The organism is Thiohalocapsa halophila (genome assembly GCF_016583825.1).
In the GTDB taxonomy this organism is placed as follows: domain Bacteria; phylum Pseudomonadota; class Gammaproteobacteria; order Chromatiales; family Chromatiaceae; genus Thiohalocapsa; species Thiohalocapsa halophila.
Genome location: NZ_NRRV01000061.1, coordinates 1 through 19,258 on the forward strand (window position 1 = coordinate 1; position 19,258 = coordinate 19,258).

Annotated in this window: 32 protein-coding genes; all 32 read left to right on the forward strand. The window is 65.5% G+C overall.

Annotated elements, in window-relative coordinates; translation table 11 throughout:
- On the forward strand, nt 1-356 hold a 356-nt coding region (locus CKO31_RS19745), incomplete at its 5' end, for an EF-Tu C-terminal domain-related protein (protein WP_498370618.1).
- 7 nt (nt 357-363) lie between these two features.
- A complete protein-coding gene (gene rpsJ, locus CKO31_RS19750) occupies nt 364-675 on the forward strand; it encodes a 30S ribosomal protein S10 (RefSeq protein ID WP_200240729.1) in 312 nt (103 codons plus the stop codon).
- 66 nt (nt 676-741) lie between these two features.
- Nucleotides 742-1,392 (forward strand): 50S ribosomal protein L3, encoded by a 651-nt coding sequence (gene rplC, locus CKO31_RS19755; protein ID WP_200240731.1) that lies wholly within the window; start codon nt 742-744, stop codon nt 1,390-1,392.
- A gap of 7 nt (nt 1,393-1,399) precedes the next feature.
- Nucleotides 1,400-2,002: a 50S ribosomal protein L4 gene (gene rplD / locus CKO31_RS19760; RefSeq protein ID WP_200240733.1), complete on the forward strand. Its 603-nt coding sequence runs from the start codon at nt 1,400-1,402 to the stop codon at nt 2,000-2,002.
- Nucleotides 1,999-2,295: a 50S ribosomal protein L23 gene (gene rplW / locus CKO31_RS19765; protein ID WP_200240735.1), complete on the forward strand. Its 297-nt coding sequence runs from the start codon at nt 1,999-2,001 to the stop codon at nt 2,293-2,295. Before rplD ends, rplW begins: the two co-directional genes overlap by 4 nt.
- A 26-nt stretch (nt 2,296-2,321) precedes the next feature.
- Nucleotides 2,322-3,149, forward strand: a complete 828-nt coding sequence (gene rplB, locus CKO31_RS19770) for a 50S ribosomal protein L2 (protein ID WP_200240737.1) — start codon at nt 2,322-2,324, stop codon at nt 3,147-3,149.
- 22 nt (nt 3,150-3,171) lie between these two features.
- Nucleotides 3,172-3,450: a 30S ribosomal protein S19 gene (gene rpsS, locus CKO31_RS19775; protein WP_200240739.1), complete on the forward strand. Its 279-nt coding sequence runs from the start codon at nt 3,172-3,174 to the stop codon at nt 3,448-3,450.
- A 24-nt stretch (nt 3,451-3,474) separates the two neighbouring features.
- Entirely contained in the window at nt 3,475-3,807 is a 333-nt protein-coding gene (gene rplV, locus CKO31_RS19780) for a 50S ribosomal protein L22 (protein ID WP_200240740.1), read from the forward strand.
- Nucleotides 3,808-3,821: 14 nt separating this feature from the next.
- Nucleotides 3,822-4,505, forward strand: coding sequence for a 30S ribosomal protein S3 (rpsC, locus tag CKO31_RS19785; RefSeq protein WP_200240741.1), 684 nt, complete (start codon nt 3,822-3,824; stop codon nt 4,503-4,505).
- A gap of 3 nt (nt 4,506-4,508) precedes the next feature.
- Nucleotides 4,509-4,922, forward strand: a complete 414-nt coding sequence (gene rplP, locus CKO31_RS19790) for a 50S ribosomal protein L16 (protein WP_200240742.1) — start codon at nt 4,509-4,511, stop codon at nt 4,920-4,922.
- Complete coding sequence (gene rpmC / locus CKO31_RS19795) at nt 4,919-5,116, forward strand: 50S ribosomal protein L29 (RefSeq protein WP_200240743.1); 198 nt, start codon at nt 4,919-4,921, stop codon at nt 5,114-5,116. Before rplP ends, rpmC begins: the two co-directional genes overlap by 4 nt.
- 82 nt (nt 5,117-5,198) lie before the next feature.
- A complete protein-coding gene (gene rpsQ, locus CKO31_RS19800) occupies nt 5,199-5,456 on the forward strand; it encodes a 30S ribosomal protein S17 (RefSeq protein WP_200240798.1) in 258 nt (85 codons plus the stop codon).
- Between the two features lie 60 nt (nt 5,457-5,516).
- Entirely contained in the window at nt 5,517-5,885 is a 369-nt protein-coding gene (rplN, locus tag CKO31_RS19805) for a 50S ribosomal protein L14 (protein ID WP_200240744.1), read from the forward strand.
- 32 nt (nt 5,886-5,917) lie between these two features.
- On the forward strand, nt 5,918-6,235 hold the full coding sequence (rplX, locus tag CKO31_RS19810; RefSeq protein WP_200240746.1) for a 50S ribosomal protein L24: 318 nt from the start codon (nt 5,918-5,920) through the stop codon (nt 6,233-6,235).
- Between the two features lie 11 nt (nt 6,236-6,246).
- Nucleotides 6,247-6,786: a 50S ribosomal protein L5 gene (gene rplE, locus CKO31_RS19815; RefSeq protein ID WP_200240748.1), complete on the forward strand. Its 540-nt coding sequence runs from the start codon at nt 6,247-6,249 to the stop codon at nt 6,784-6,786.
- Between the two features lie 8 nt (nt 6,787-6,794).
- A complete protein-coding gene (gene rpsN, locus CKO31_RS19820; protein ID WP_200240750.1) occupies nt 6,795-7,100 on the forward strand; it encodes a 30S ribosomal protein S14 in 306 nt (101 codons plus the stop codon).
- Between the two features lie 108 nt (nt 7,101-7,208).
- Entirely contained in the window at nt 7,209-7,604 is a 396-nt protein-coding gene (gene rpsH, locus CKO31_RS19825) for a 30S ribosomal protein S8 (protein ID WP_200240752.1), read from the forward strand.
- 13 nt (nt 7,605-7,617) lie between these two features.
- Nucleotides 7,618-8,151, forward strand: coding sequence for a 50S ribosomal protein L6 (gene rplF / locus CKO31_RS19830; protein WP_200240754.1), 534 nt, complete (start codon nt 7,618-7,620; stop codon nt 8,149-8,151).
- An 11-nt stretch (nt 8,152-8,162) separates the two neighbouring features.
- Nucleotides 8,163-8,519, forward strand: a complete 357-nt coding sequence (gene rplR, locus CKO31_RS19835) for a 50S ribosomal protein L18 (RefSeq protein WP_200240800.1) — start codon at nt 8,163-8,165, stop codon at nt 8,517-8,519.
- A gap of 10 nt (nt 8,520-8,529) precedes the next feature.
- Nucleotides 8,530-9,036 carry a 30S ribosomal protein S5 gene (gene rpsE, locus CKO31_RS19840; protein WP_200240756.1) on the forward strand — a complete coding sequence of 169 codons (507 nt, stop codon included), beginning with the start codon at nt 8,530-8,532 and terminating at the stop codon, nt 9,034-9,036.
- Nucleotides 9,033-9,224, forward strand: a complete 192-nt coding sequence (rpmD, locus tag CKO31_RS19845) for a 50S ribosomal protein L30 (RefSeq protein WP_200240758.1) — start codon at nt 9,033-9,035, stop codon at nt 9,222-9,224. Before rpsE ends, rpmD begins: the two co-directional genes overlap by 4 nt.
- 1 nt (nt 9,225) lies before the next feature.
- Nucleotides 9,226-9,660, forward strand: a complete 435-nt coding sequence (rplO, locus tag CKO31_RS19850; protein WP_200240760.1) for a 50S ribosomal protein L15 — start codon at nt 9,226-9,228, stop codon at nt 9,658-9,660.
- Between the two features lie 120 nt (nt 9,661-9,780).
- Nucleotides 9,781-11,133, forward strand: coding sequence for a preprotein translocase subunit SecY (gene secY / locus CKO31_RS19855; protein ID WP_200240762.1), 1,353 nt, complete (start codon nt 9,781-9,783; stop codon nt 11,131-11,133).
- Between the two features lie 89 nt (nt 11,134-11,222).
- A complete protein-coding gene (rpmJ, locus tag CKO31_RS19860; RefSeq protein WP_200240764.1) occupies nt 11,223-11,336 on the forward strand; it encodes a 50S ribosomal protein L36 in 114 nt (37 codons plus the stop codon).
- An 87-nt stretch (nt 11,337-11,423) separates the two neighbouring features.
- Nucleotides 11,424-11,780, forward strand: coding sequence for a 30S ribosomal protein S13 (gene rpsM / locus CKO31_RS19865; RefSeq protein WP_200240766.1), 357 nt, complete (start codon nt 11,424-11,426; stop codon nt 11,778-11,780).
- A gap of 81 nt (nt 11,781-11,861) precedes the next feature.
- A complete protein-coding gene (rpsK, locus tag CKO31_RS19870) occupies nt 11,862-12,251 on the forward strand; it encodes a 30S ribosomal protein S11 (RefSeq protein ID WP_200240768.1) in 390 nt (129 codons plus the stop codon).
- A 17-nt stretch (nt 12,252-12,268) separates the two neighbouring features.
- Nucleotides 12,269-12,889 carry a 30S ribosomal protein S4 gene (rpsD, locus tag CKO31_RS19875; RefSeq protein WP_200240770.1) on the forward strand — a complete coding sequence of 207 codons (621 nt, stop codon included), beginning with the start codon at nt 12,269-12,271 and terminating at the stop codon, nt 12,887-12,889.
- Nucleotides 12,890-12,922: 33 nt separating this feature from the next.
- Nucleotides 12,923-13,936 carry a DNA-directed RNA polymerase subunit alpha gene (locus tag CKO31_RS19880; RefSeq protein ID WP_200240772.1) on the forward strand — a complete coding sequence of 338 codons (1,014 nt, stop codon included), beginning with the start codon at nt 12,923-12,925 and terminating at the stop codon, nt 13,934-13,936.
- 58 nt (nt 13,937-13,994) lie between these two features.
- Nucleotides 13,995-14,393: a 50S ribosomal protein L17 gene (rplQ, locus tag CKO31_RS19885; protein WP_200240774.1), complete on the forward strand. Its 399-nt coding sequence runs from the start codon at nt 13,995-13,997 to the stop codon at nt 14,391-14,393.
- Nucleotides 14,394-14,489: 96 nt separating this feature from the next.
- Nucleotides 14,490-15,266, forward strand: a complete 777-nt coding sequence (locus tag CKO31_RS19890) for an SAM hydrolase/SAM-dependent halogenase family protein (protein WP_200240776.1) — start codon at nt 14,490-14,492, stop codon at nt 15,264-15,266.
- 162 nt (nt 15,267-15,428) lie between these two features.
- Complete coding sequence (gene prsT / locus CKO31_RS19895; protein WP_200240778.1) at nt 15,429-18,161, forward strand: XrtA/PEP-CTERM system TPR-repeat protein PrsT; 2,733 nt, start codon at nt 15,429-15,431, stop codon at nt 18,159-18,161.
- 174 nt (nt 18,162-18,335) lie between these two features.
- Nucleotides 18,336-19,199: a DUF533 domain-containing protein gene (locus tag CKO31_RS19900; protein ID WP_200240780.1), complete on the forward strand. Its 864-nt coding sequence runs from the start codon at nt 18,336-18,338 to the stop codon at nt 19,197-19,199.
- Nucleotides 19,200-19,258 lie beyond the last annotated feature (59 nt).

The window sequence follows — 19,258 nt, forward strand, 5'->3', positions numbered from 1 at the left end:
TGCTGCTGCGCGGGACCAAGCGCGAAGACGTCGAGCGCGGTCAGGTACTGGCCAAGCCCAAGAGCATCACGCCGCACACGCACTTCGAGGCCGAGGTGTATGTGCTGAGCAAGGAAGAGGGCGGGCGCCACACGCCGTTTTTCAACGGCTACCGGCCGCAGTTCTACTTTCGCACCACGGACGTTACGGGCGCCTGCGAGCTGCCCGAGGGTGTGGAGATGGTGATGCCGGGCGACAACGTGAAGATGACCGTGCGCCTGATCGCGCCGATCGCCATGGAAGAGGGGCTGCGCTTTGCCGTGCGCGAGGGCGGTCGCACCGTCGGCGCTGGCGTCGTCGCCAAGATCGTCGAGTAAACAGGACATGGCCAACCAACGAATTCGCATCCGCCTCAAGGCCTTCGACCACCGCCTGATCGATCAGTCCGCGCGTGAGATCGTCGATACCGCCAAGCGCACCGGCGCGCAGGTCCGCGGCCCTGTGCCGCTGCCCTCGAAGCACGAGCGCTACACGGTGCTGGTCTCGCCGCACGTCAACAAGGACGCACGGGATCAGTACGAGCTGCGCACGCACAAGAGGCTCATGGACATCGTCGATCCGACGGACAAGACAGTGGATGCGCTGATGAAGCTGGACCTCGCGGCCGGCGTGGACGTGTCCATCCGGCTCAGTTGACAGAACTAAGATCCTCGCGAGGCGGCGTGCACTGAGCGACGCCCCGCGTAGAACGGGAATGCAGACATGAGCATTGGAGTAATCGGGCGTAAGGCCGGTATGACGCGCATCTTCGCAGAAGACGGCGCGAGCACCCCGGTCACTGTCATTGAGGTGACGCCCAATCGGGTGAGCCAGGTCCGCACCGAGGACGCCGACGGCTACCGCGCCTTGCAGGTGACCAGCGGCAAGCGCCGGGCCTCGCGCGTGACCAAGCCCATGGCGGGCCACTTCGCCAAGGCTGGTGTGGAAGCCGGCGACGCGCTGCGCGAGTTCCGGCTCGATGCGGGCGAGGGCGAAGACTTGTCTCCGGGCGCCGAGCTCGGCGTCGACCTCTTCCAGGTCGGGCAGAAGGTGGACGTGCGAGGTGTCACCAAGGGTCGCGGCTTCTCCGGCAGCATCCGGCGACACCACTTCCGCGGCCAGGACAACAGCCACGGTAACTCGCTCGCTCACCGCGCCCCCGGCTCCATCGGCCAGTGCCAGACGCCTGGGCGGGTGTTCAAGGGCAAGCGTATGGCGGGCCAGCACGGCAGCGTGAACCGCTGTCAGCAAAATCTGGAGGTCGTCCGCGTGGACGCAGAGCGCAACCTGCTCCTGGTCAAGGGCGGTGTGCCCGGGCCCGCCGGTGCCCGTCTGGTGGTCCTGCCGTCGGTCAAGCAGAAGAACAAGGGTTGAGGGAGTCATGCAGCTCAACGCAGCCAATGGCGTGACGGTCGAGGTCTCGGACTCGGTCTTCGGCGCCGACTACAACGCATCCTTGGTGCACCAGGTGGTCACCGCCTACTTGGCCGGTGCCCGCGCTGGCACCAAGGCGCAGAAGAACCGTGCGGCGGTGAGCGGCGGCGGCTCGAAGCCGTATCGCCAGAAGGGCACCGGTCGCGCTCGCGCCGGCACAACCCGCAGCCCGCTGTGGCGCTCGGGCGGCAAGATCTTCGCGGCCGAGCCGCGCAGCTACCAGCAGAAGGTCAACCGCAAGATGTACCGGGGCGCGGTGCGCGCCATTCTTTCCGAGCTCTCGCGGCTGGGTCGGGTGCATGTGCTGGATGTCCTGGAGCTGGATGCGCCTAAGACCAAGGCGCTGAAGGCGAAGCTCGACGACCTGGGCCTCGACGAGGCGCTGATCGTCATCGACGAGCACAACGATCATCTGAGCCTCGCTGCGCGCAACCTGCCGCGTGTCGACGTGTCGACGGCGCTGCGGGTGGACCCGGTGAGCCTGATCGGGTTCGAGCATCTGGTGCTCACCAAGGCAGCACTGGAGCGGTTGGAGGCGCGCTTCGCATGAATCAGGAACGCTTGATGAAGGTCCTGCTGGGGCCCGTGATCTCCGAGAAATCGACCTTGGCCGCCGACAGCAGCGGGCAATTCGTGTTCAAGGTTGCCACCGACGCGACCAAGCAGGAAATCGGCCGTGCGGTCGAGCTCTTGTTCGACGTAAAGGTGGACAACGTGCGCGTGCTCAACGTCAAGGGCAAACAGAAGCGCTTCGGTGCCCGCAGCGGTCGCCGTCCGGATTGGCGCAAGGCCTATGTGGGCCTCAAGCCGGGGTACGACATCGATTTCGGCGGCGGCGCCTGAGCGCAGTCGCACGGGAGTAGACCGATATGGCTATCGCAAAAATGAAACCCTCGTCGCCCGGGCGGCGGTTCATGGTCAAGGTGACCAGTCCCGAGCTGCATCGGGGCCCGCCCAAAGAGGAATTGTTGGCGAAGAAGAGCCGCGGCGGCGGTCGCAACAACGCTGGTCGTATCAGCGTGCGCCATCGCGGCGGCGGGCATAAGCAACGCTATCGCATCGTCGATTTCAAGCGCCGCAAGCAGGGCGTGCCGGCCACCGTGGAGCGCTTCGAGTACGACCCGAACCGCTCCGCCAACCTGGCGCTGCTGAAGTATGCCGACGGCGAATGGGCCTATGTGCTCGCGCCCAAGGGATTGAAGGCAGGCGACAGCGTGGTCGCATCCGAGACGGCGCCCATTGCCGTGGGCAACTGCCTGCCGCTGCGCAACATCCCGGTGGGCACCGAGGTGCACGGCGTGGAGCTGCGGCCCGGCAAGGGTGCGCAGCTGGCGCGCTCCGCCGGCGCTTCCGTGCAGCTGGTGGCGCGTGAAGGCGATCACGCAACGCTGCGCCTGCGCTCCGGTGAAATGCGCAAAGTGCATGCGGAGTGCCGCGCCGTCGTCGGTGTGGTCGGCAATGGCGAGCACAGCCTGCGCAAGCTCGGTAAGGCCGGGGCGGCGCGCTGGCGGGGTGAGCGGCCCACCGTCCGCGGTGTCGTCATGAACCCGGTGGACCATCCGCACGGTGGCGGCGAGGGCCGCACCTCAGGGGGTCGCAACCCGGTCACGCCCTGGGGCGTGCCGACGAAGGGCTACAAGACCCGCAAGAACAAACGCACCGACGGCGCGATCGTGCGCCGCCGCGGTCGCAAGTAAGAGCAGCTTCGAGGATCAGTCAGTGCCACGCTCAATCAGAAAAGGCCCTTACATCGACCACCATCTGGCGAAGAAGGTGACCGATGCCGTGGCCCAGAACAGCAAGCGTCCGATCAAGACCTGGTCCAGGCGCTCGATGATCGTACCTGAGATGGTCGGTCTCACCATCGCCGTTCACAACGGCCGGCAGCATGTGCCCATCCTGATCAACGAGAACATGATCGGCCACAAGCTCGGCGAGTTCGCGCTGACCCGGACGTTTCGCGGCCACGCCGCGGATCGCAAGGCGAAGAAGCGCTGAGCCGGGACGTTCAGGAGAATCATCATGCAAGCGATGGCGACACTGAAATACGCGCGAGTTTCGGCACAGAAGGCACGGCTCGTCGGGGATCAGATCCGGGGCATGCAGGTCGAGCGTGCCCTCAACGACCTGCAGTTCAGCACCAAGAAGGCGGCGGGCGTGTTCCGCAAGATCCTCGAGTCGGCGATTGCCAATGCCGAGCACAACGAGGGCGCCGATGTCGACGAGCTCAAAGTGGTGGCCGTGCAGGTCAACGAAGGGCCCACCATGAAGCGCATCCGGGCCCGGGCCAAGGGTCGGGCCACGCGCATCTTCAAACGGACCAGTCACATCAGTGTGACGGTCGCCGAAGGCTGAGGTCGCAAAAGGTCATGGGACAAAAAGTTAATCCGACCGGCATTCGGCTCGGCATCGTCAAGGACTGGACGTCCACCTGGTATGCCGATTCGAAGGACTACGCCGACTTTCTGAACAACGATATCGAGGTGCGCAGCTTCCTGAAGAAGAAGCTCGCGGCCGCCTCGGTCAGCCGGATCCAGATTAACCGTCCGGCCAAGAACGCCCACATCACCATCCACACCGCGAGACCGGGTGTCGTCATCGGTAAGAAGGGCGAAGAGATCGACAAGCTGCGCGCCGAGGTCTCCCGGCGTATGGGGATTCCGGTGCACATTAGCATCGAAGAAATCCGCAAGCCGGAGCTGGACGCGCAGCTGGTCGCCGAGGGCATCGCGCAGCAGCTGGAGCGGCGCATCATGTTCCGCCGCGCCATGAAGCGGGCGGTGCAGTCGACCATGCGTGCCGGCGCCGGGGGCGTGCGCGTCAACATCGCCGGACGCTTGAATGGCGCCGAGATCGCCCGCTCGGAGTGGTATCGCGAGGGCCGTGTGCCTCTGCACACCCTGCGCGCCGATATCGACTACGGCTTCGCGGAGGCGCGCACGACTTACGGCATTCTGGGCGTGAAAGTCTGGGTCTTCCGTGGTGAGGTCTTCGAGGGTATGGCCGAAGAGCAGCCGCAGCCGGCCGAGAAGCGCAGTTCACGGAGGGGATAAAACATGCTGCAACCGAAAAGAACCAAGTTCCGCAAGCAGCACAAGGGCCGCAACCGCGGCCTTGCGCAGAGCGGCAACCAGGTCTCGTTCGGCGAGTACGGGCTCAAGGCCACGGGCCGGGGGCGCATCACTGCCCGCCAGATCGAGGCGGCGCGGCGGGCCATTACGCGCAAGGTGCGCCGCGGCGGCAAGCTCTGGATTCGCCTGTTCCCGGACAAGCCCATTTCCAAAAAGCCCCTCGAGGTGCGCATGGGTAAGGGCAAGGGTAACGTCGAGTACTGGGTAGCGCCGGTGCAGCCGGGACGCATGCTCTACGAAATCGAGGGCGTGTCCGAGGAGCTGGCGCGTGAGGCGTTCCGGCTTGCCGCAGCCAAGCTGCCGGTGCAGACCAAGTTCGAGAAGAGGAGCATGCTGTGAGCAAAGCGGCCGAATTGCGTGGGCAGCCCCGTGACGAGCTGGAGAAGCAACTGCTCGAGCTGCTGAAAGAACAGTTCAATCTGCGTATGCAGAAGGGTAGCGGTCAGCTGAGCCGGCCGTCGCAGTTCAAGGCGGTGCGTCGCGAGATCGCGCGTGTCAAGACGGTGCTGGCGGAGCAGGCCGCGTCCCAGTGAGCGCCCGAGTGATCGCCCGAGCGGTCGTCAAGTGATCGATGGCAGCGCCGCAGGCGAGCCAGCCAAGACGGAACACAACAACATGTCCGAAGATAAAAGCAACCGAGTCGTGAGCGGCCGCGTCGTCAGCAATGCGATGGACCGAACCATTAGTGTACTGGTAGAGCGTCGAGTCAAGCATCCGCTGTACGGCAAATTTCTGAGGCGGTCCATGAAGCTGCATGCCCATGACGCCGACAACGCCTGCAATCCGGGCGACTGGGTGCGCGTCGAGCAGTGTCGGCCATTGTCCAAGACCAAGTGTTGGCGGCTGGTCGAGATCGTCGAGAAGGCGCGCTGATCCGCCGGACGACATCGCCGCCGGCATGACAGGACATTTTTGCAGAGGTAGGTCCCGACAATGATTCAAATGCAAACCCGCCTCGGCGTCGCGGATAACAGCGGTGCCCGAGCCGTGCAGTGCATCAAGGTGCTGGGCGGCTCGCATCGGCGCTACGCGGGCATCGGCGACATCGTGAAAGTGACGGTCAAGGATGCCATTCCGCGCGGCAAGGTCAAAAAGGGCGACGTCTTCAACGCCGTCGTGGTGCGGACCCGCAAAGGCGTCCGCCGCCCCGACGGGTCGCTCATCCGCTTCGATGGCAACGCCGCGGTGCTGCTGAACAATCAGCTCCAGCCCATCGGGACCCGAATCTTCGGCCCGGTGACGCGCGAGCTGCGCAGCGAGCGCTTCATGAAGATCATTTCGCTGGCGCCTGAGGTGCTGTGAGCGCCGGGTGACTGCGGGCAGGATTAAGAGCTATGCGCAAGATCAAGGTGGGTGATGACGTCATGGTCATCGCCGGCAAAGACAACGGCAAGCGCGGCACCGTGTTGCGTGTCATCGACACGACGCATGTCGTGGTCGAGAACGTCAACGTGGCGAAGAAGCACCAGAAGGCCAACCCCAATCAAGGGGTCGCCGGCGGCATCATGGATAAAGAGATGCCGCTGCACGTCTCCAACGTCGGGCTGTACAACCCGAGCAAAGACGGCGCCGACCGCGTCGGCTTCAAGGTGCTCGGCGACGGCCGGAAGGTGCGAGTGTTCAAATCCGACGGCGAAGTCGTCGACGTTTGAGTTGAGCAGATATGTCCAGACTGGCAACACAATACCAGGAGCAGGTCGTCGGCCAGCTGCAGGAGCGCTTTGGCTACAAGAGCGTCATGCAGGTGCCGCGGTTGGTGAAGGTCACGCTCAACATGGGCGTCGGCGAGGCGATCAACGACAAGAAGATCATGGAGAACGCCTTGGGCGACCTGACACGGATCGCGGGACAGAAGCCCGTCATCACGAAGGCGCGTAAGTCGGTGGCTGGCTTCAAGATCCGCGAGGACTGGCCGATTGGCTGCAAGGTCACGTTGCGGCGCGAGCGTATGTTCGAGTTCCTCGATCGGCTCATCAACATCGCCATTCCACGTATCCGCGACTTCCGCGGCCTGAGCCCGAAGGCATTCGACGGCCGCGGTAATTATTCCATGGGCGTGCGCGAGCAGATCATCTTCCCGGAGATCGACTACGACAAGATCGACGCGATCCGCGGTCTCGATGTCACCATCACGACCACCGCACGCACCGACGACGAGGGCCGGGCCCTGTTGGACGCATTCAATTTTCCGTTTCGGACATAGGTCGAATCATGGCAAAGAAGAGCATGGTCGCCCGCGAAGTCAAGCGGGCGCGCATCGCAGCGCAGTTCGCGGCCAAGCGTGAGCGGCTGAAAGCCATCGTCAATGATCGCAGCGCCGAGCCCGAGACCATCGACGCCGCGGTGATTGCGCTGCAAAAGCTGCCACGGGATGCGAGTCCCGCACGCAAGCAGCGCCGCTGCCGTGTCAGCGGGCGCCCGCACGCCGTCTATCGGAAGTTCGGCCTGTGTCGGAACAAGCTGCGCGAAGCGGTGATGCGCGGTGACGTCCCTGGTGTCGTCAAAGCAAGCTGGTAATTGGGCCCGGTGGCACGGGCGATGAGCTGATTGCGGCGATAAGCGCCGCAACAGCGCTGAACCGGGTATCGCGCCGAGCGCGGCGGGCTGACCCAAGGAGTCATATCCATGAGTATGTCGGATCCCATTGCGGACATGCTGACGCATATCCGCAACGGCCAGGTGCGCGGCAAAATCACCATCCGCATGCCGTCGTCGAAGCAGAAGCAGGCCATCGCCACTCTGCTCAAAGATGAAGGCTATATCAGCGACTTCGCGGTGCAGGACGTCGACGGCAAAGCGCAGCTGGAAGTGCGGCTCAAGTACTTCCGCGGCAAGCCGGTCATCGAGGAGCTGAAGCGAGTTTCGCGCCCCGGTCTGCGTATCTATCGCGGGCGAGACGAGCTGCCACGCGTGTGGGCGGGCCTCGGGGTTGCCATCGTGTCCACGTCCAAGGGGCTGATGACCGACCGCCAGGCCCGTGAAGCGGGCCACGGCGGCGAGATCATCGCCTACGTCGCTTAACAGGAGGCCGGGCATGTCGAGAGTTGCAAAAGCGCCCGTCAAGGTCCCCTCCGGCGTGGAGGTGCAGGTCACCGGGCAGGATGTAGCGGTCAAGGGCCCCAAGGGCACCATGGGCTGGACGGTGCACAAAACCGTCTCCGTCGCCTTCGAGGACGGCGTCGTGCGCGTAACGCCAGAGGGGGACCGCCCGGAGCACTGGGCCATGGCGGGTACCACCAGGGCCCTCATCAACAACATGGTGGTGGGCGTCAGCACCGGCTTCGAGCGCAAGCTGACTCTGGTCGGCGTCGGCTATCGCGCCCAGGCCAAGGGTCAGGTCCTGAACCTGGCGCTCGGCTATTCCCATCCGATCGACTACCCGGTGCCCGAAGGCATCGAGATCGAAACGCCGGCGGCCACCGAGATCGTCGTCAAAGGCTCGGACAAGCAGCGCGTCGGCCAGGTGGCCGCAGAGATTCGCGGTCTCCGGCCGCCCGAGCCCTACAAGGGCAAAGGCGTGCGCTATGCCGACGAATACGTCGTGCGCAAAGAGGCCAAGAAGAAATAAGGGTGTCAGCGATGGACAAGAAACAATCACGGCTGCGGCGCGCCGCCCGCACCCGCGCGAAGATCCGCGACCTCGGCGCCCATCGGCTCTGCGTGCACCGTTCGCCGCGGCATATCTATGCACAGATCATTTCGCCTTCGGGCGACCGAGTGGTCACCAGTGCGTCGACGCTCGATAAGGAATACCGGCAAAGCGCCGCCGGCTTTTCGGGTAACGTCGCCGCGGCCGCCGCGGTTGGTCGCATGGTCGCCGAGCGTGCCCGTGCGGCGGGCATCGAGCAGGTGAGCTTCGATCGCTCCGGATTCAAATATCACGGCCGTGTCAAGGCGCTAGCCGACGCGGCGCGCGAAAACGGACTCAAGTTCTGAGGTAGGGCAAATGGCAGCATTCAATCCCAAGCCGGAAGGCGACGAGCTGCTCGAGAAGCTCATTTCCGTCAACCGCGTCGCCAAGGTCGTCAAAGGCGGCCGCGTGTTCGGCTTCGGCGCGCTCACGGTGGTGGGTGACGGCAAGGGCCGTGTCGGCTTCGGTACCGGCAAGGCGCGCGAGGTCCCGGTGGCCATCCAGAAGGCCATGGAGTCTGCGCGGAAGAACATGGTCGATGTGCGCATGAAGGGCAGCACCCTGCAGTACCCCTTGGTGGGCCGCCACGGCGCCGCGCGGGTTTATATGCAGCCGGCGTCAGACGGCACCGGCATCATCGCCGGCGGCGCGATGCGCGCCGTGTTCGAGGTGGTAGGCGTGCAAAACGTCCTCGCCAAGTGCCTCGGGACCAACAACGCCATGAACGTCGTTCGGGCCACCATCAACGGCCTCGCCGAAATGGCGGATGCGGAGCTGGTGGCGGCCAAGCGCGGCAAGAGTGTCGAGGAGATTCGCTCATGAGCGGCAAGCCCACGATGCGGGTCCAGCTCTACCGCAGCATGCACGGTCGTCGCAAGGCGCACCAGGCCTGCGTACGCGGTCTCGGGCTACGGCGCTTGCATCACACCGTCGAGGTGGAGGATACAGCCGCCACCCGCGGTATGTTGAACAAGGTCACCTACATGGTGCGCGAGGTTACGGGGAGCTGACATGGAACTGAACGATCTGCATCCGGCTCCCGGCAGCCGCTCGGCGCGCAAGCGCGTCGGCCGCGGTATCGGTAGCGGACTCGGCAAGACAGGCGGGCGCGGCCACAAGGGGCAGAAGGCGCGCTCCGGCGGCTTTCACAAGCTCGGCTTCGAAGGCGGCCAGATGCCGCTGCAGCGGCGTTTGCCGAAGGTCGGCTTTCGCTCGCGTACGGCCTTGGAGCGTGACGAGATCCGGCTCAGCGAGCTCGGTCGCGTGGCCGGCGACGAGGTCACGCTGGAGTCGCTGCGCGCGGCCGGTCTGATCAGCCGCACGGTGAAGCGGGTCAAGATCATCCAGTCCGGAGAGGTCAAGCGGGCGGTGACCATCCGCGGGCTGGCGACCACCGCCGGTGCGCGCGCCGCCATCGAAGCCGCTGGCGGTGCCGTGGAGTCCTGAGCCCGCCGCGGGAGCCCGCCGTGGGCTCTCGACATCGCAATCATTACGCCGGCTGCCGGCGACAGGCTCCCGCAAGCGCCAGTAGCGGGCTGATTCAACCAGGGGTTCGGCGAGAGACCTATGGCGAAAAGCAGTGCATCGGCCATGCAGTCCCTCGGGGGCATGGGCAGGCTCACCGAGCTACGGCAGCGGTTGCTGTTCGTGCTCGGCGCGCTGCTCGTGTATCGCATCGGCACCTTCATCCCGGTGCCGGGTGTCAACCCGGAGGCGCTGGCCGTTCTGTTCGACCAGAATCAGGGCTCCATCCTGGACATGTTCAACATGTTCTCCGGTGGTGCACTGGAGCGCGCGAGCATCCTCGCGCTCGGCATCATGCCGTACATCTCTGCGAGCATCATCATGCAGCTGATGGCGGCCGTGATCCCGAAGCTGGAGCAGCTGAAGAAGGAGGGTGAGTCCGGCCGGCGAAAGATCACGCAGTACACGCGCTATGGCACCGTAGTGCTCGCCACCTTCCAGGCGATCGGTATCTCCATCGCGCTGCAGGGGCAGACGGCGGGTGGATCGCCCATTGTCGTGCAACAGGGCTTCGGCTTCGTGTTCACGTCTGCGGTGTCGCTGGTCACGGGGACCATGTTCCTGATGTGGCTCGGCGAGCAGATCACCGAGCGCGGTATCGGCAATGGTATCTCGCTGATCATCTTCGCCGGTATCGTCGCCGGGCTGCCGGCCGCGGTGGGCGGCACCCTGGAGCTTGTGCGCACCGGCGAGATGAACGTGCTCACCGTGTTGGCCCTGTTCGCGCTGGCGCTGGCGGTGACGGCCTTCGTCGTCTTCGTGGAGCGTGGGCAGCGCCGGATCACGGTCAACTATGCGCGACGCCAGCAAGGGCGGAAGATGATGGCGGCGCAGAGTACTCACCTGCCGCTGAAGCTGAATATGGCCGGCGTGATCCCGCCGATCTTCGCGTCCAGCATCATTCTGTTCCCGGGCACGCTCGGCCAATGGTTCGGGCAGTCGGAGGACTTGCGCTGGCTCGCGGATATCACGGCGAAGCTGTCGCCCGGCGAGCCGATCTACGTGATCTTCTACGCCGCGGCGATCATCTTCTTTTGCTTTTTTTACACGGCGCTGGTGTTCAACTCGAAGGATACCGCCGACAACTTGAAGCGCTCCGGCGCCTTCATTCCGGGCATTCGACCCGGCGAGCAGACGGCGCGCTACATCGACACCGTCATGACGCGGCTGACAGCCGCGGGTGCCTTATACATCACCGCGGTCTGCCTGTTGCCGGAGTTTCTGATCGTCGGCTGGAACGTGCCCTTCTACTTCGGTGGGACCTCGCTGTTGATCGTGGTCGTCGTCGTGATGGACTTCATGGCACAGGTGCAGGCACATCTGATGTCTCACCAGTACGAGGGCCTGATGAAAAAGGCCAATCTCAAAGCGCCGGGTGCCGGCCTCTCGCGCTGAGCGCGGGCCGCTACTGACGCCACAGACAAGAACGGGCTGCGCCATCGCACTGGTTGCGGCATAGGCGCGGCGGGCGCCGGGAGAGAGCAATGAAAGTACAAGCATCGGTGAAGAAGGTTTGCCGTCACTGCAAGATCATTCGCCGGCACGGCAAGGTGCGCGTGATCTGTAAGGACGTCAGGCACAAGCAGCGTCAGGGCTGACATCAAAGACCTTGACGTGTTTATAATTGATTGGTATTCTGCGCGGTTTACGTTCGCGCTCGCATCGACCAGTGAGGAGTCTTCAGCATGGCCCGCATAGCCGGCGTCAACATTCCAGACCGCAAGCATACGGTCATTGCGCTGACTGCCATCTACGGCGTTGGACGGACCCGCGCGGCACAGATCTGCGATGCCGCGAACGTCCCGGCGACGACGCGCATTCAGGATCTCTCGGAGGATGAAGTCGACCGCCTGCGCACGGAGGTCGGCAAGCACAGCGTCGAGGGCGACCTCCGTCGCGAGGTCTCGATGAACATCAAGCGCCTGATGGACCTAGGCTGCAATCGGGGCATTCGCCACCGTCGCGGCCTGCCATTGCGCGGGCAGCGCACACGCACCAATGCGCGCACCCGCAAGGGCCCGCGCCGTCCGATCAAGCGCTGACGCCGGCGCTTCCGCGCCGGGCGCAGAATCACTACACGGGCTGCCGCGTTCCGCGGTGGCGCAGTTTTCTAGCGGGAGTTCTTGGTGGCCAAGCCGGTAAAAACACGCAAGAAGGTCAAGAAGCAGGTGGCCGACGGCATCGCCCACGTGCACGCCTCCTTCAATAACACCATCATCACCATTACGGATCGCCAGGGCAATGCGCTGGCCTGGGCCACCGCTGGCGGCTCCGGCTTCCGGGGGTCGCGTAAAAGCACACCCTTTGCCGCGCAGGTCGCCGCGTCGCGGGCAGGCACGGCGGCCAAGGAGTTCGGCGTGCTCAATCTGGACGTCAATGTCAAGGGTCCTGGACCCGGGCGCGAGTCCGCGGTGCGTGCACTGAACAATGCGGGCTTCAAGGTGGCGAGTATCACCGACGTGACGCCCATCCCTCATAACGGCTGCCGTCCGCCGAAGAAGCGGCGGGTCTAACCGGAGAGAGTTTCGTAATGGCAAGGTACGTCGGACCGACCTGCAAGCTCGCGCGGCGCGAGGGCACCGATCTCGGACTCAAGAGCCGGGCGCGGGCGCTGGAATCCAAATGCAACATGGAGAAGACGCCGGGGCAATCGATGGAGCGCCGGCGGCGGCTGTCCGACTATGGCGTACAGCTGCGCGAGAAGCAGAAAGTGCGCCGGATGTACGGCGTGATGGAGAAGCAGTTTCGCGGCTATTACCAGGAGGCCGCGCGGCGCAAGGGCGCCACCGGCGAAAATCTCCTGCAGCTCCTGGAGCGGCGTCTGGATTCCGTCGTCTATCGCATGGGCTTCGGCTCAACCCGCGCCGAGGCGCGACAGCTGATCAACCACAAGGGCGTGCTGGTCAATGGCGGGGTCGTCTCCATCCCGTCCTACGTGGTTGCGCCCGAAGACGAGATCGAGGTTCGCGATAAGGCCAAGAAGCAAGTGCGGGTGCAAAACGCCATGGCGCTTGCCGAGCAATACGGGTTCGTGGACTGGATCGAGGTGGACACCAAGGCCGCCAAGGGCGTCTTCAAGCGCATTCCCGATCGTTCGGATCTGCCCGCGGACATCAACGAATCGCTGATCGTCGAGCTGTACTCGAAGTAACGCATTCAGGGTATCAAGCCCAGAGGTTTGAATATGGCAGAGGCCGGGAGCGGATTCCTCAAGCCGCGCATTGTCAAAGTGGAGCCCGTGGAAGGCTCGAAGCATCGCGCTCGGGTCTCGCTGGAGCCCCTCGAGCGCGGTTTCGGGCACACGCTGGGTAACGCGCTGCGCCGCATCCTGCTGTCTTCGATGGATGGCTGCGCGGTCACTGAAGTGGAGATCCAAGGCATCCTCCATGAATACACCACCATCGAAGGCGTGCAGCAGGACGTCTTGGAGATCCTGCTCAACCTGAAGGATCTCGCCATAGCCCTCAACGGGCGTGACGAGGCGACTTTCACGCTGAGCAAGGTCGGCCCGGGTCCGGTGACCGCCGGCGATATCGCCATCGATCACACGGCCGAGATTGCAAACCCGGAGCTGCTCATCGCCAATCTAACCGGCGACACGGAGCTCAGCATGACGATCAGCGTGCGTCGCGGCCGTGGCTACGAGCCCGCCACCCAGCGCGATGTCGAGGGCGCCGAAGATCGGCCCATCGGCAAGCTGCCACTGGACGCCTCCTTCAGCCCTGTGCAGCGTGTGGCGATCGAGGTGCCATCGGCACGTGTCGAGCAGCGCACCGACCTGGACCGGCTCGTGATCGACCTGGAGACCAATGGCACGATCGATCCCCAGGAGGCCATCCAGCGTGCCGCGGTCATTCTGCGCGATCAGCTGTCGAGCTTCGTGGATCTTGAGACTTCGGTGGGCGGCGAGGCACCCGCAGAGCATGCCCCCAAAGAGCCGCCTTTCGATCCCATTCTGGTGCGTCCAGTGGACGAGCTTGAGCTGACGGTGCGCTCGGCGAACTGCCTCAAGGCAGAGAACATCTATCTCATCGGCGATCTGATTCAACGCACAGAGGTGGAGCTGCTGAAGACGCCGAACCTCGGTAAGAAATCCCTGACCGAGATCAAGGACGTATTGGCGACCCGCGGACTCTCGCTGGGGATGCGGCTCGACAACTGGCCACCCGAGAATATCGACGAGCTGATGGTCAAATAACCCCGCGGGTACTCCCTTTCCGGGCCCGCTCGGGATCAGAGCATACGGATACAAGATCATGCGCCATCGTAAAGCCGGCAGGCAACTCAACCGCAACAGCGCCCATCGCGACGCCATGTTCAGCAATATGGCGGGCTCGCTGATCCGCCACGAGCTGATCAAGACCACTTTGCCGAAGGCCAAGGAGCTGCGGCGGGTGGCGGAGCCGCTGATCACTCTCGGCAAAACCGACTCGGTGCATCATCGTCGTGTCGCCTTTGCCCGCCTGCGCGACAAGGCGGCCGTGGGGAAGCTCTTCACGGAGCTTGGGCCGCGGTATCAGGCCCGTCCAGGGGGCTACCTGCGCATCTTGAAGTGCGGTTATCGCCCCGGCGACGCCGCACCCATGGCCTTTGTCGAGCTGGTCGATCGACCGATGTCCGATGAGACCGACGACGACGAGGTCGATGCGATCTGATCCACGGCTGTCGGGCGCACGTCGGACCATCGACGTGCGCGGCCGCAGGGCTTTAGCAAAGGCCGGGGCTCCCCCGGCCTTTTTGCGTCGCAGGTGATGGCCAAAGGCGATGACGGTCACGCCATTGCACGCGGGCAACGGCCGCAGCGCATTGCCCTGATCACGGATTTCGGGGTGGGTCCCTATAGCGGCCAGATTCGTCTCCTGTTGGCCGCCGCCGCGCCGTCTCTCCCCGTCATCGATCTCATTGCGGATCTGACGCCGTTCCGCCCGGACCTTGCGGGCTATCTATTGCCTGGTCTGCTGCGTGGCATGCCGCCCGGCACGCTGTATCTCTGTGTCGTCGATCCCGGTGTGGGCAGTGAGCGCGGCATCTTGGCCTTGCGCATCGGCAGTGATTGGCTCCTGGCACCGGACAACGGCTTGCTGGTGCCGCTGCTGTTGCAATCGTCCGAGCGAGAGCCAGCGTTGTTTCGAGTGGACTGGCGACCGTCCACAGCGTCGGCCAGTTTTCACGGTCGCGACGTGTTCATGCCCATCGCACAGCGGATCATCGACGGCCGCTTGCCCCGGGCCACGCCCATTCAGACAGCCGACCTGGTCGGCGCTGGCATGCCGGCCTCCCTGGCAGCGGTGTGCTACCTGGACTCCTATGGCAATGCCATGACAGGCATGCCGGCCCGAGCCGTTCGGGACGATGCCGTGGTCAGCGTCCGCGGTGCCCGGGTCGCCCGGGCGCGGACCTTCTCCGACGTCCCCGTCGGGATTGCCTTTTGGTACGAGAACGCTTTCGGCTTGCTGGAGATCGCCGTCAACCAAGGCCGGGCGGATAGCCGGCTCGGACTGGGCCCCGGGGATTCGATAACATGGTAGCCGGACTCCACGTGAGCGGCGCGAGCTGCGAGCCGCGGGGCACGTGAGCCGCGCGGACTGTCGCCGCTCCCGTGTGATCAGCCCCATGTGACCACAGGTGATCCGATGACGCGACTGGTTTTGTCTGGCCGGCGGATGCCCCATGCCGCAGCCCTCCTGGCAATGAGCCTGCTGTGCTGGGCCCCGCTCGGGCTTGCCGACGCCCTGGACGAGGCCCGCGCCTACTGGGAGCAGGGCGAGCTCAATTCTGCGGGACTGGTCTTGAAGGAGCACCTCAGCGGGAGCCCGGAGGACGTCCAGGCGCGCATCCTGCTCGCGCGGGTTTACCTGGATCTATACCAAGCCGAGGCGGCGGAACGGGAGCTGCTGAAGGCGCAATCGGCGGGGGCGGCCCGGGCGCGTATCCTGGAGCCCTTGGCCCGAGCCTGGCTGCTCGCAGGCGAGTATCGGCGGCTGTTGGATGAGGTTGCCGTGGCCGCCGTTTCGAGCCCGGCGCAGGCAGCGGTGCTCGCGGCGCTGCGCGGCGATGCCGAGCGCGCACTCGACAACGAGGCGGCCGCGCTCGCCGAGTACGAGCGGGCCCTCGGGCTGGATCCCGCCCAGACGGATGCCCTGCTCGGCAAGGCCCGCTTGGCGCTGGCGGCCGGGCGTATCGACGACGCCCGCACCATTCTCGAGACCGCGACGGCCGCGGACCCGCAGGCGGCCCGCGCTTGGGAGCTGCTCGGTGAAGTGGACTTCGCCCGTGGTGACTACGCCGCCGCGGAGCAATCGCTCGTCAAGGCCGTGATTGCCGGTCGCAACAAATGGATGCCGCGTTTCAAGCGAGCCCTTGCACGGCTGGAGCTCGGCGAGCTGGATGCGGCGGCGCGGGATATCGACGTGGTGGCCGAAACCTTCCCGGACTTCCCGGGCCTGTTCTTCGCTCGCGGTGCGTTGCTGCTGAAGCAGGGCGAGCTGGAAGCCGGCCTTAATGCGCTGGATACCTATCTTGGCTATGACCCGGACAATCTGCGCGCACTCTATTTGACCGCGGTCGGCGAGGCCGAGCGCGGCAATCTGGATCTGGCGGCAGACCTGTTGCAGCGCTATCTGAAGATGGTGCCGGATTCGGTGCAGGCCAATCGGGCCATGGCGGAGGTGCTGCTGCGTCAGCGCCGTCCCGCGGACGCCGAGGCGCTGATGCGCGACCTACTGCGCGCCGCGCCGGACCATCCCGAGCTGCTCTCGACGCTGGCCACCGCCCTGCTGCGTCAAGAGCGCTGGGCCGATGCCAACGAGACGCTGCTGCGCCTGGTCGAGATCGCGCCCGAGGTCGCGGGCTTTCGCATCGCCGCCGCCGAGAGCTTGCAGCGGCTCGGTGAGCCCGATGCAGCCCTGGAGCAGCTGTCCGAAGCGCTGGCGCTGGATCCGCTCAACCGAACCGCGCAGCTGCTGCGCATCAAGCTCCTTCTAGAGCAGCAGCGCATGGACCAGGCGTTGGCGCTGGCCACCACACTGGCCGATGCGCGCCCCAATAACCCCCAGGCACTGAATGCCCTGGGCCTGGCGCAGCTCGGTGTCAATGATGCGGCGGCGGCCCGGCAGTCGTTCCGTGCAGCACTGGACGCGGCTCCGGCTTTCCCGGACGCTGCCCTCAATCTCGCCAGACTCAGTCTGCGTGACGGTGATCCCAAGGGCGCCAGAACGCTGCTGGAAGAGGTGGTTGCCGCAGCGCCCGCTCATGTGGAAGCGACCCTGGCCCTGGCAGAGCTCGACGCCAGCGGCGACGACCTGCGTGGCCAGCAGCGCCGGCTGCGAGCGGCGGTGGACGCCGCGCCCACCGAGGTGCGTTTTCGCTTGGCGCTCGCGCGCAGCTATCTCAAAAACGACATGGCACAGCAGGCGCGCAGTCTGTTGCAGTCCGCGCCCGAGCGCATGCGCCGACGCCCGGAAATGCTGCGCCTCATGGGGCAGAGCCAAGCGGCCATGGGTGACTTGGATGCGGCGCTGGACACCTTTGAGGCCCTCCAGCTCAGGACCCCCGAGGAAGGAGCCCCCTTCTTTTTGGCCGCTGGCATCCATGCGCGACAGCGCCATCGCGATGCCATGGAGGCCGCCTTGCTCGAAGGTGCTGCGCGGGCGCCGGACAGCCCCCTGCTGGAGGCCGCATTGGCTTCCGGCAGAAAGCTCTATCAGGATCCGCAGCGGCGCGTGGCGTTCCTCGATCGGCTGCTGGCGGCAACGGACAATCAACCTCGTCTCGCCGCGGCCAAGGCCGATTTGCTGGTCGAATATGGCGAGTATGAGCGCGCCCAGCGTGTCGTCGAGGATCTGATGCGGCGCTATCCGGACGACATCGGCGTGCTGCAAAAGCTCATCGAGGTCCAGCGTGCCGGCAACGCCCGTGCGGCAGCCGAGGAAGTGCTCAGCGCCTGGCTGACCCGCCACCCGGATCACGCAGCCGCGCGGATGCTGCTCGCGCAGGTGCAGGCGGAGCTCGGCCGCGAGGATGCTGCGCGGGAGCAGCTCGAAGCGCTCATGGCCGCGGGCACCGGCGCGCAGTCGGACCCCCTGCTGCTGAACAACCTGGCTTGGCTGCTACGCGCGAGCGATCCCGAGCGCGCCCTGGTCTATGCAGAGAGGGCCTACCGCGGGGACCCGAGCTCCGCGGCCATCAAGGACACCCTCGGCAATCTCCTGGTCCACGCCGGCGAGCTTGAGCGCGGTCTTGAGCTGTTGCAGGAGGCGAATCGCGCCGCCCCCAGCGACGCCACCATCGGCTTCCATTATGCCGAAGCCCTGGCCATGGCCGATCGACCCACCGAAGCCAGGGTCCTGCTGCTGAGCCTAGTGGACAAGGACTTCCCGGAGCGCAGCGCCGCACAGGCGCTGCTGGAAGCGCTGGGGGGCTGACGACGCCCGGCCGTCCTTTTGTGCCGTCATGTCCGGATAACCCTGCTTCTCCAACCAGTGCACGGGGTGCACAATGCAGTCGCCCTGGCGCCAATGTTGGGCGGCCCCGAGGTCCGGCTGCCCGGTGCGGTTTCCCGCGGTCGTCCGGTGTCATCTACACAAGAGGAACGGCACATGAGCAACTTTGGCAGTCTGGTGGGCGCCTTCATGGAGAACGCCATGGCCCCTTCCGCGGGCAACCGCATCGGCAGTGCCTTGGAGCAGTTACAGCGTGGCGGCTTCGGCGGCATGGCTGGCCCCGCCGCCGCCGGTGTATCCGCTGCCCCCGGGGGCATGCTCGGCGGCGTATTCGACGTGCTCAAAGACAGTCTCGGCGGTGCGGCCCAGCGTCCGGCCCAACGTCCGGCCCAAGCCGGCGGCGTTGGCGCCGTGCTGGGCTCGCTGCTGGGCGGCGGCAAGGGCGCCGTGCAGGGCGGGATGATGGCGGTGCTCGCCAGTGTCGCGATGAAGGCGCTCAGCAGCGCAGGTGAGCAGCAAGCCGCCAGTGGGCAGAGCGGCGGCTTGGCGGACTTGCTCGGTGGGCTGATGCCAGGCGGCGGCGCCGGCGGACAGAGCGGCCCTTGGTCCGGCGGCGATGTCCCGCTCGGCATGCGCGCGCCGCAGAGCACCGCAGAAGAGGAAGCCCTGGAGTCCACCGCGCAACTGGTGCTGAAGGCCATGATCAACGCCGCCAAGTCCGACGGGCAGATCTCGCCGGAGGAGATGCAGGGCATCGTCGGCAAGCTGCACGAGTCCGGTGCCGATGACGGGATGCAGCAGTGGGTCATGCAGCAGATGCAGGCGCCGCTGAATGTCCAGGCCTTCGCCGCCGAGATCCCGAATCAAGAGGTCGCGGCGGAGGTCTACACCGCGTCGCTGCTGGCAGTGGAAGTGGACACCGAGGCGGAGAAGCGGTACTTGCAGGAGCTCGCCCGGGCGAGCGGCCTACACCCCTTGGTGGTCGGCCAGATCCACCAGACGCTCGGCGTCACTGCCTGATCGGGACGGCTCCAGGACCGGGGCCGCTGGGCCAGCGCGGTCAGCCGCGCTTCGGCCCG

Excerpts from the sequence above, each read along its gene's own strand:
- rpsJ (WP_200240729.1), top strand. The coding sequence starts at position 364 with ATGGCCAACCAACGAATTCGCATCCGCCTCAAGGCCTTCGACCACCGC.
- rplC (WP_200240731.1), top strand. The coding sequence starts at position 742 with ATGAGCATTGGAGTAATCGGGCGTAAGGCCGGTATGACGCGCATCTTC.
- rplD (WP_200240733.1), top strand. The coding sequence starts at position 1,400 with ATGCAGCTCAACGCAGCCAATGGCGTGACGGTCGAGGTCTCGGACTCG.
- rplW (WP_200240735.1), top strand. The coding sequence starts at position 1,999 with ATGAATCAGGAACGCTTGATGAAGGTCCTGCTGGGGCCCGTGATCTCC.
- rplB (WP_200240737.1), top strand. The coding sequence starts at position 2,322 with ATGGCTATCGCAAAAATGAAACCCTCGTCGCCCGGGCGGCGGTTCATG.
- rplV (WP_200240740.1), top strand. The coding sequence starts at position 3,475 with ATGCAAGCGATGGCGACACTGAAATACGCGCGAGTTTCGGCACAGAAG.
- rpsC (WP_200240741.1), top strand. The coding sequence starts at position 3,822 with ATGGGACAAAAAGTTAATCCGACCGGCATTCGGCTCGGCATCGTCAAG.
- rplP (WP_200240742.1), top strand. The coding sequence starts at position 4,509 with ATGCTGCAACCGAAAAGAACCAAGTTCCGCAAGCAGCACAAGGGCCGC.
- rpsQ (WP_200240798.1), top strand. The coding sequence starts at position 5,199 with ATGTCCGAAGATAAAAGCAACCGAGTCGTGAGCGGCCGCGTCGTCAGC.
- rplN (WP_200240744.1), top strand. The coding sequence starts at position 5,517 with ATGATTCAAATGCAAACCCGCCTCGGCGTCGCGGATAACAGCGGTGCC.
- rplX (WP_200240746.1), top strand. The coding sequence starts at position 5,918 with ATGCGCAAGATCAAGGTGGGTGATGACGTCATGGTCATCGCCGGCAAA.
- rplE (WP_200240748.1), top strand. The coding sequence starts at position 6,247 with ATGTCCAGACTGGCAACACAATACCAGGAGCAGGTCGTCGGCCAGCTG.
- rpsN (WP_200240750.1), top strand. The coding sequence starts at position 6,795 with ATGGCAAAGAAGAGCATGGTCGCCCGCGAAGTCAAGCGGGCGCGCATC.
- rpsH (WP_200240752.1), top strand. The coding sequence starts at position 7,209 with ATGAGTATGTCGGATCCCATTGCGGACATGCTGACGCATATCCGCAAC.
- rplF (WP_200240754.1), top strand. The coding sequence starts at position 7,618 with ATGTCGAGAGTTGCAAAAGCGCCCGTCAAGGTCCCCTCCGGCGTGGAG.
- rplR (WP_200240800.1), top strand. The coding sequence starts at position 8,163 with ATGGACAAGAAACAATCACGGCTGCGGCGCGCCGCCCGCACCCGCGCG.
- rpsE (WP_200240756.1), top strand. The coding sequence starts at position 8,530 with ATGGCAGCATTCAATCCCAAGCCGGAAGGCGACGAGCTGCTCGAGAAG.
- rpmD (WP_200240758.1), top strand. The coding sequence starts at position 9,033 with ATGAGCGGCAAGCCCACGATGCGGGTCCAGCTCTACCGCAGCATGCAC.
- rplO (WP_200240760.1), top strand. The coding sequence starts at position 9,226 with ATGGAACTGAACGATCTGCATCCGGCTCCCGGCAGCCGCTCGGCGCGC.
- secY (WP_200240762.1), top strand. The coding sequence starts at position 9,781 with ATGGCGAAAAGCAGTGCATCGGCCATGCAGTCCCTCGGGGGCATGGGC.
- rpmJ (WP_200240764.1), top strand. The coding sequence starts at position 11,223 with ATGAAAGTACAAGCATCGGTGAAGAAGGTTTGCCGTCACTGCAAGATC.
- rpsM (WP_200240766.1), top strand. The coding sequence starts at position 11,424 with ATGGCCCGCATAGCCGGCGTCAACATTCCAGACCGCAAGCATACGGTC.
- rpsD (WP_200240770.1), top strand. The coding sequence starts at position 12,269 with ATGGCAAGGTACGTCGGACCGACCTGCAAGCTCGCGCGGCGCGAGGGC.
- CKO31_RS19880 (WP_200240772.1), top strand. The coding sequence starts at position 12,923 with ATGGCAGAGGCCGGGAGCGGATTCCTCAAGCCGCGCATTGTCAAAGTG.
- rplQ (WP_200240774.1), top strand. The coding sequence starts at position 13,995 with ATGCGCCATCGTAAAGCCGGCAGGCAACTCAACCGCAACAGCGCCCAT.
- CKO31_RS19890 (WP_200240776.1), top strand. The coding sequence starts at position 14,490 with ATGGCCAAAGGCGATGACGGTCACGCCATTGCACGCGGGCAACGGCCG.
- prsT (WP_200240778.1), top strand. The coding sequence starts at position 15,429 with ATGAGCCTGCTGTGCTGGGCCCCGCTCGGGCTTGCCGACGCCCTGGAC.
- CKO31_RS19900 (WP_200240780.1), top strand. The coding sequence starts at position 18,336 with ATGAGCAACTTTGGCAGTCTGGTGGGCGCCTTCATGGAGAACGCCATG.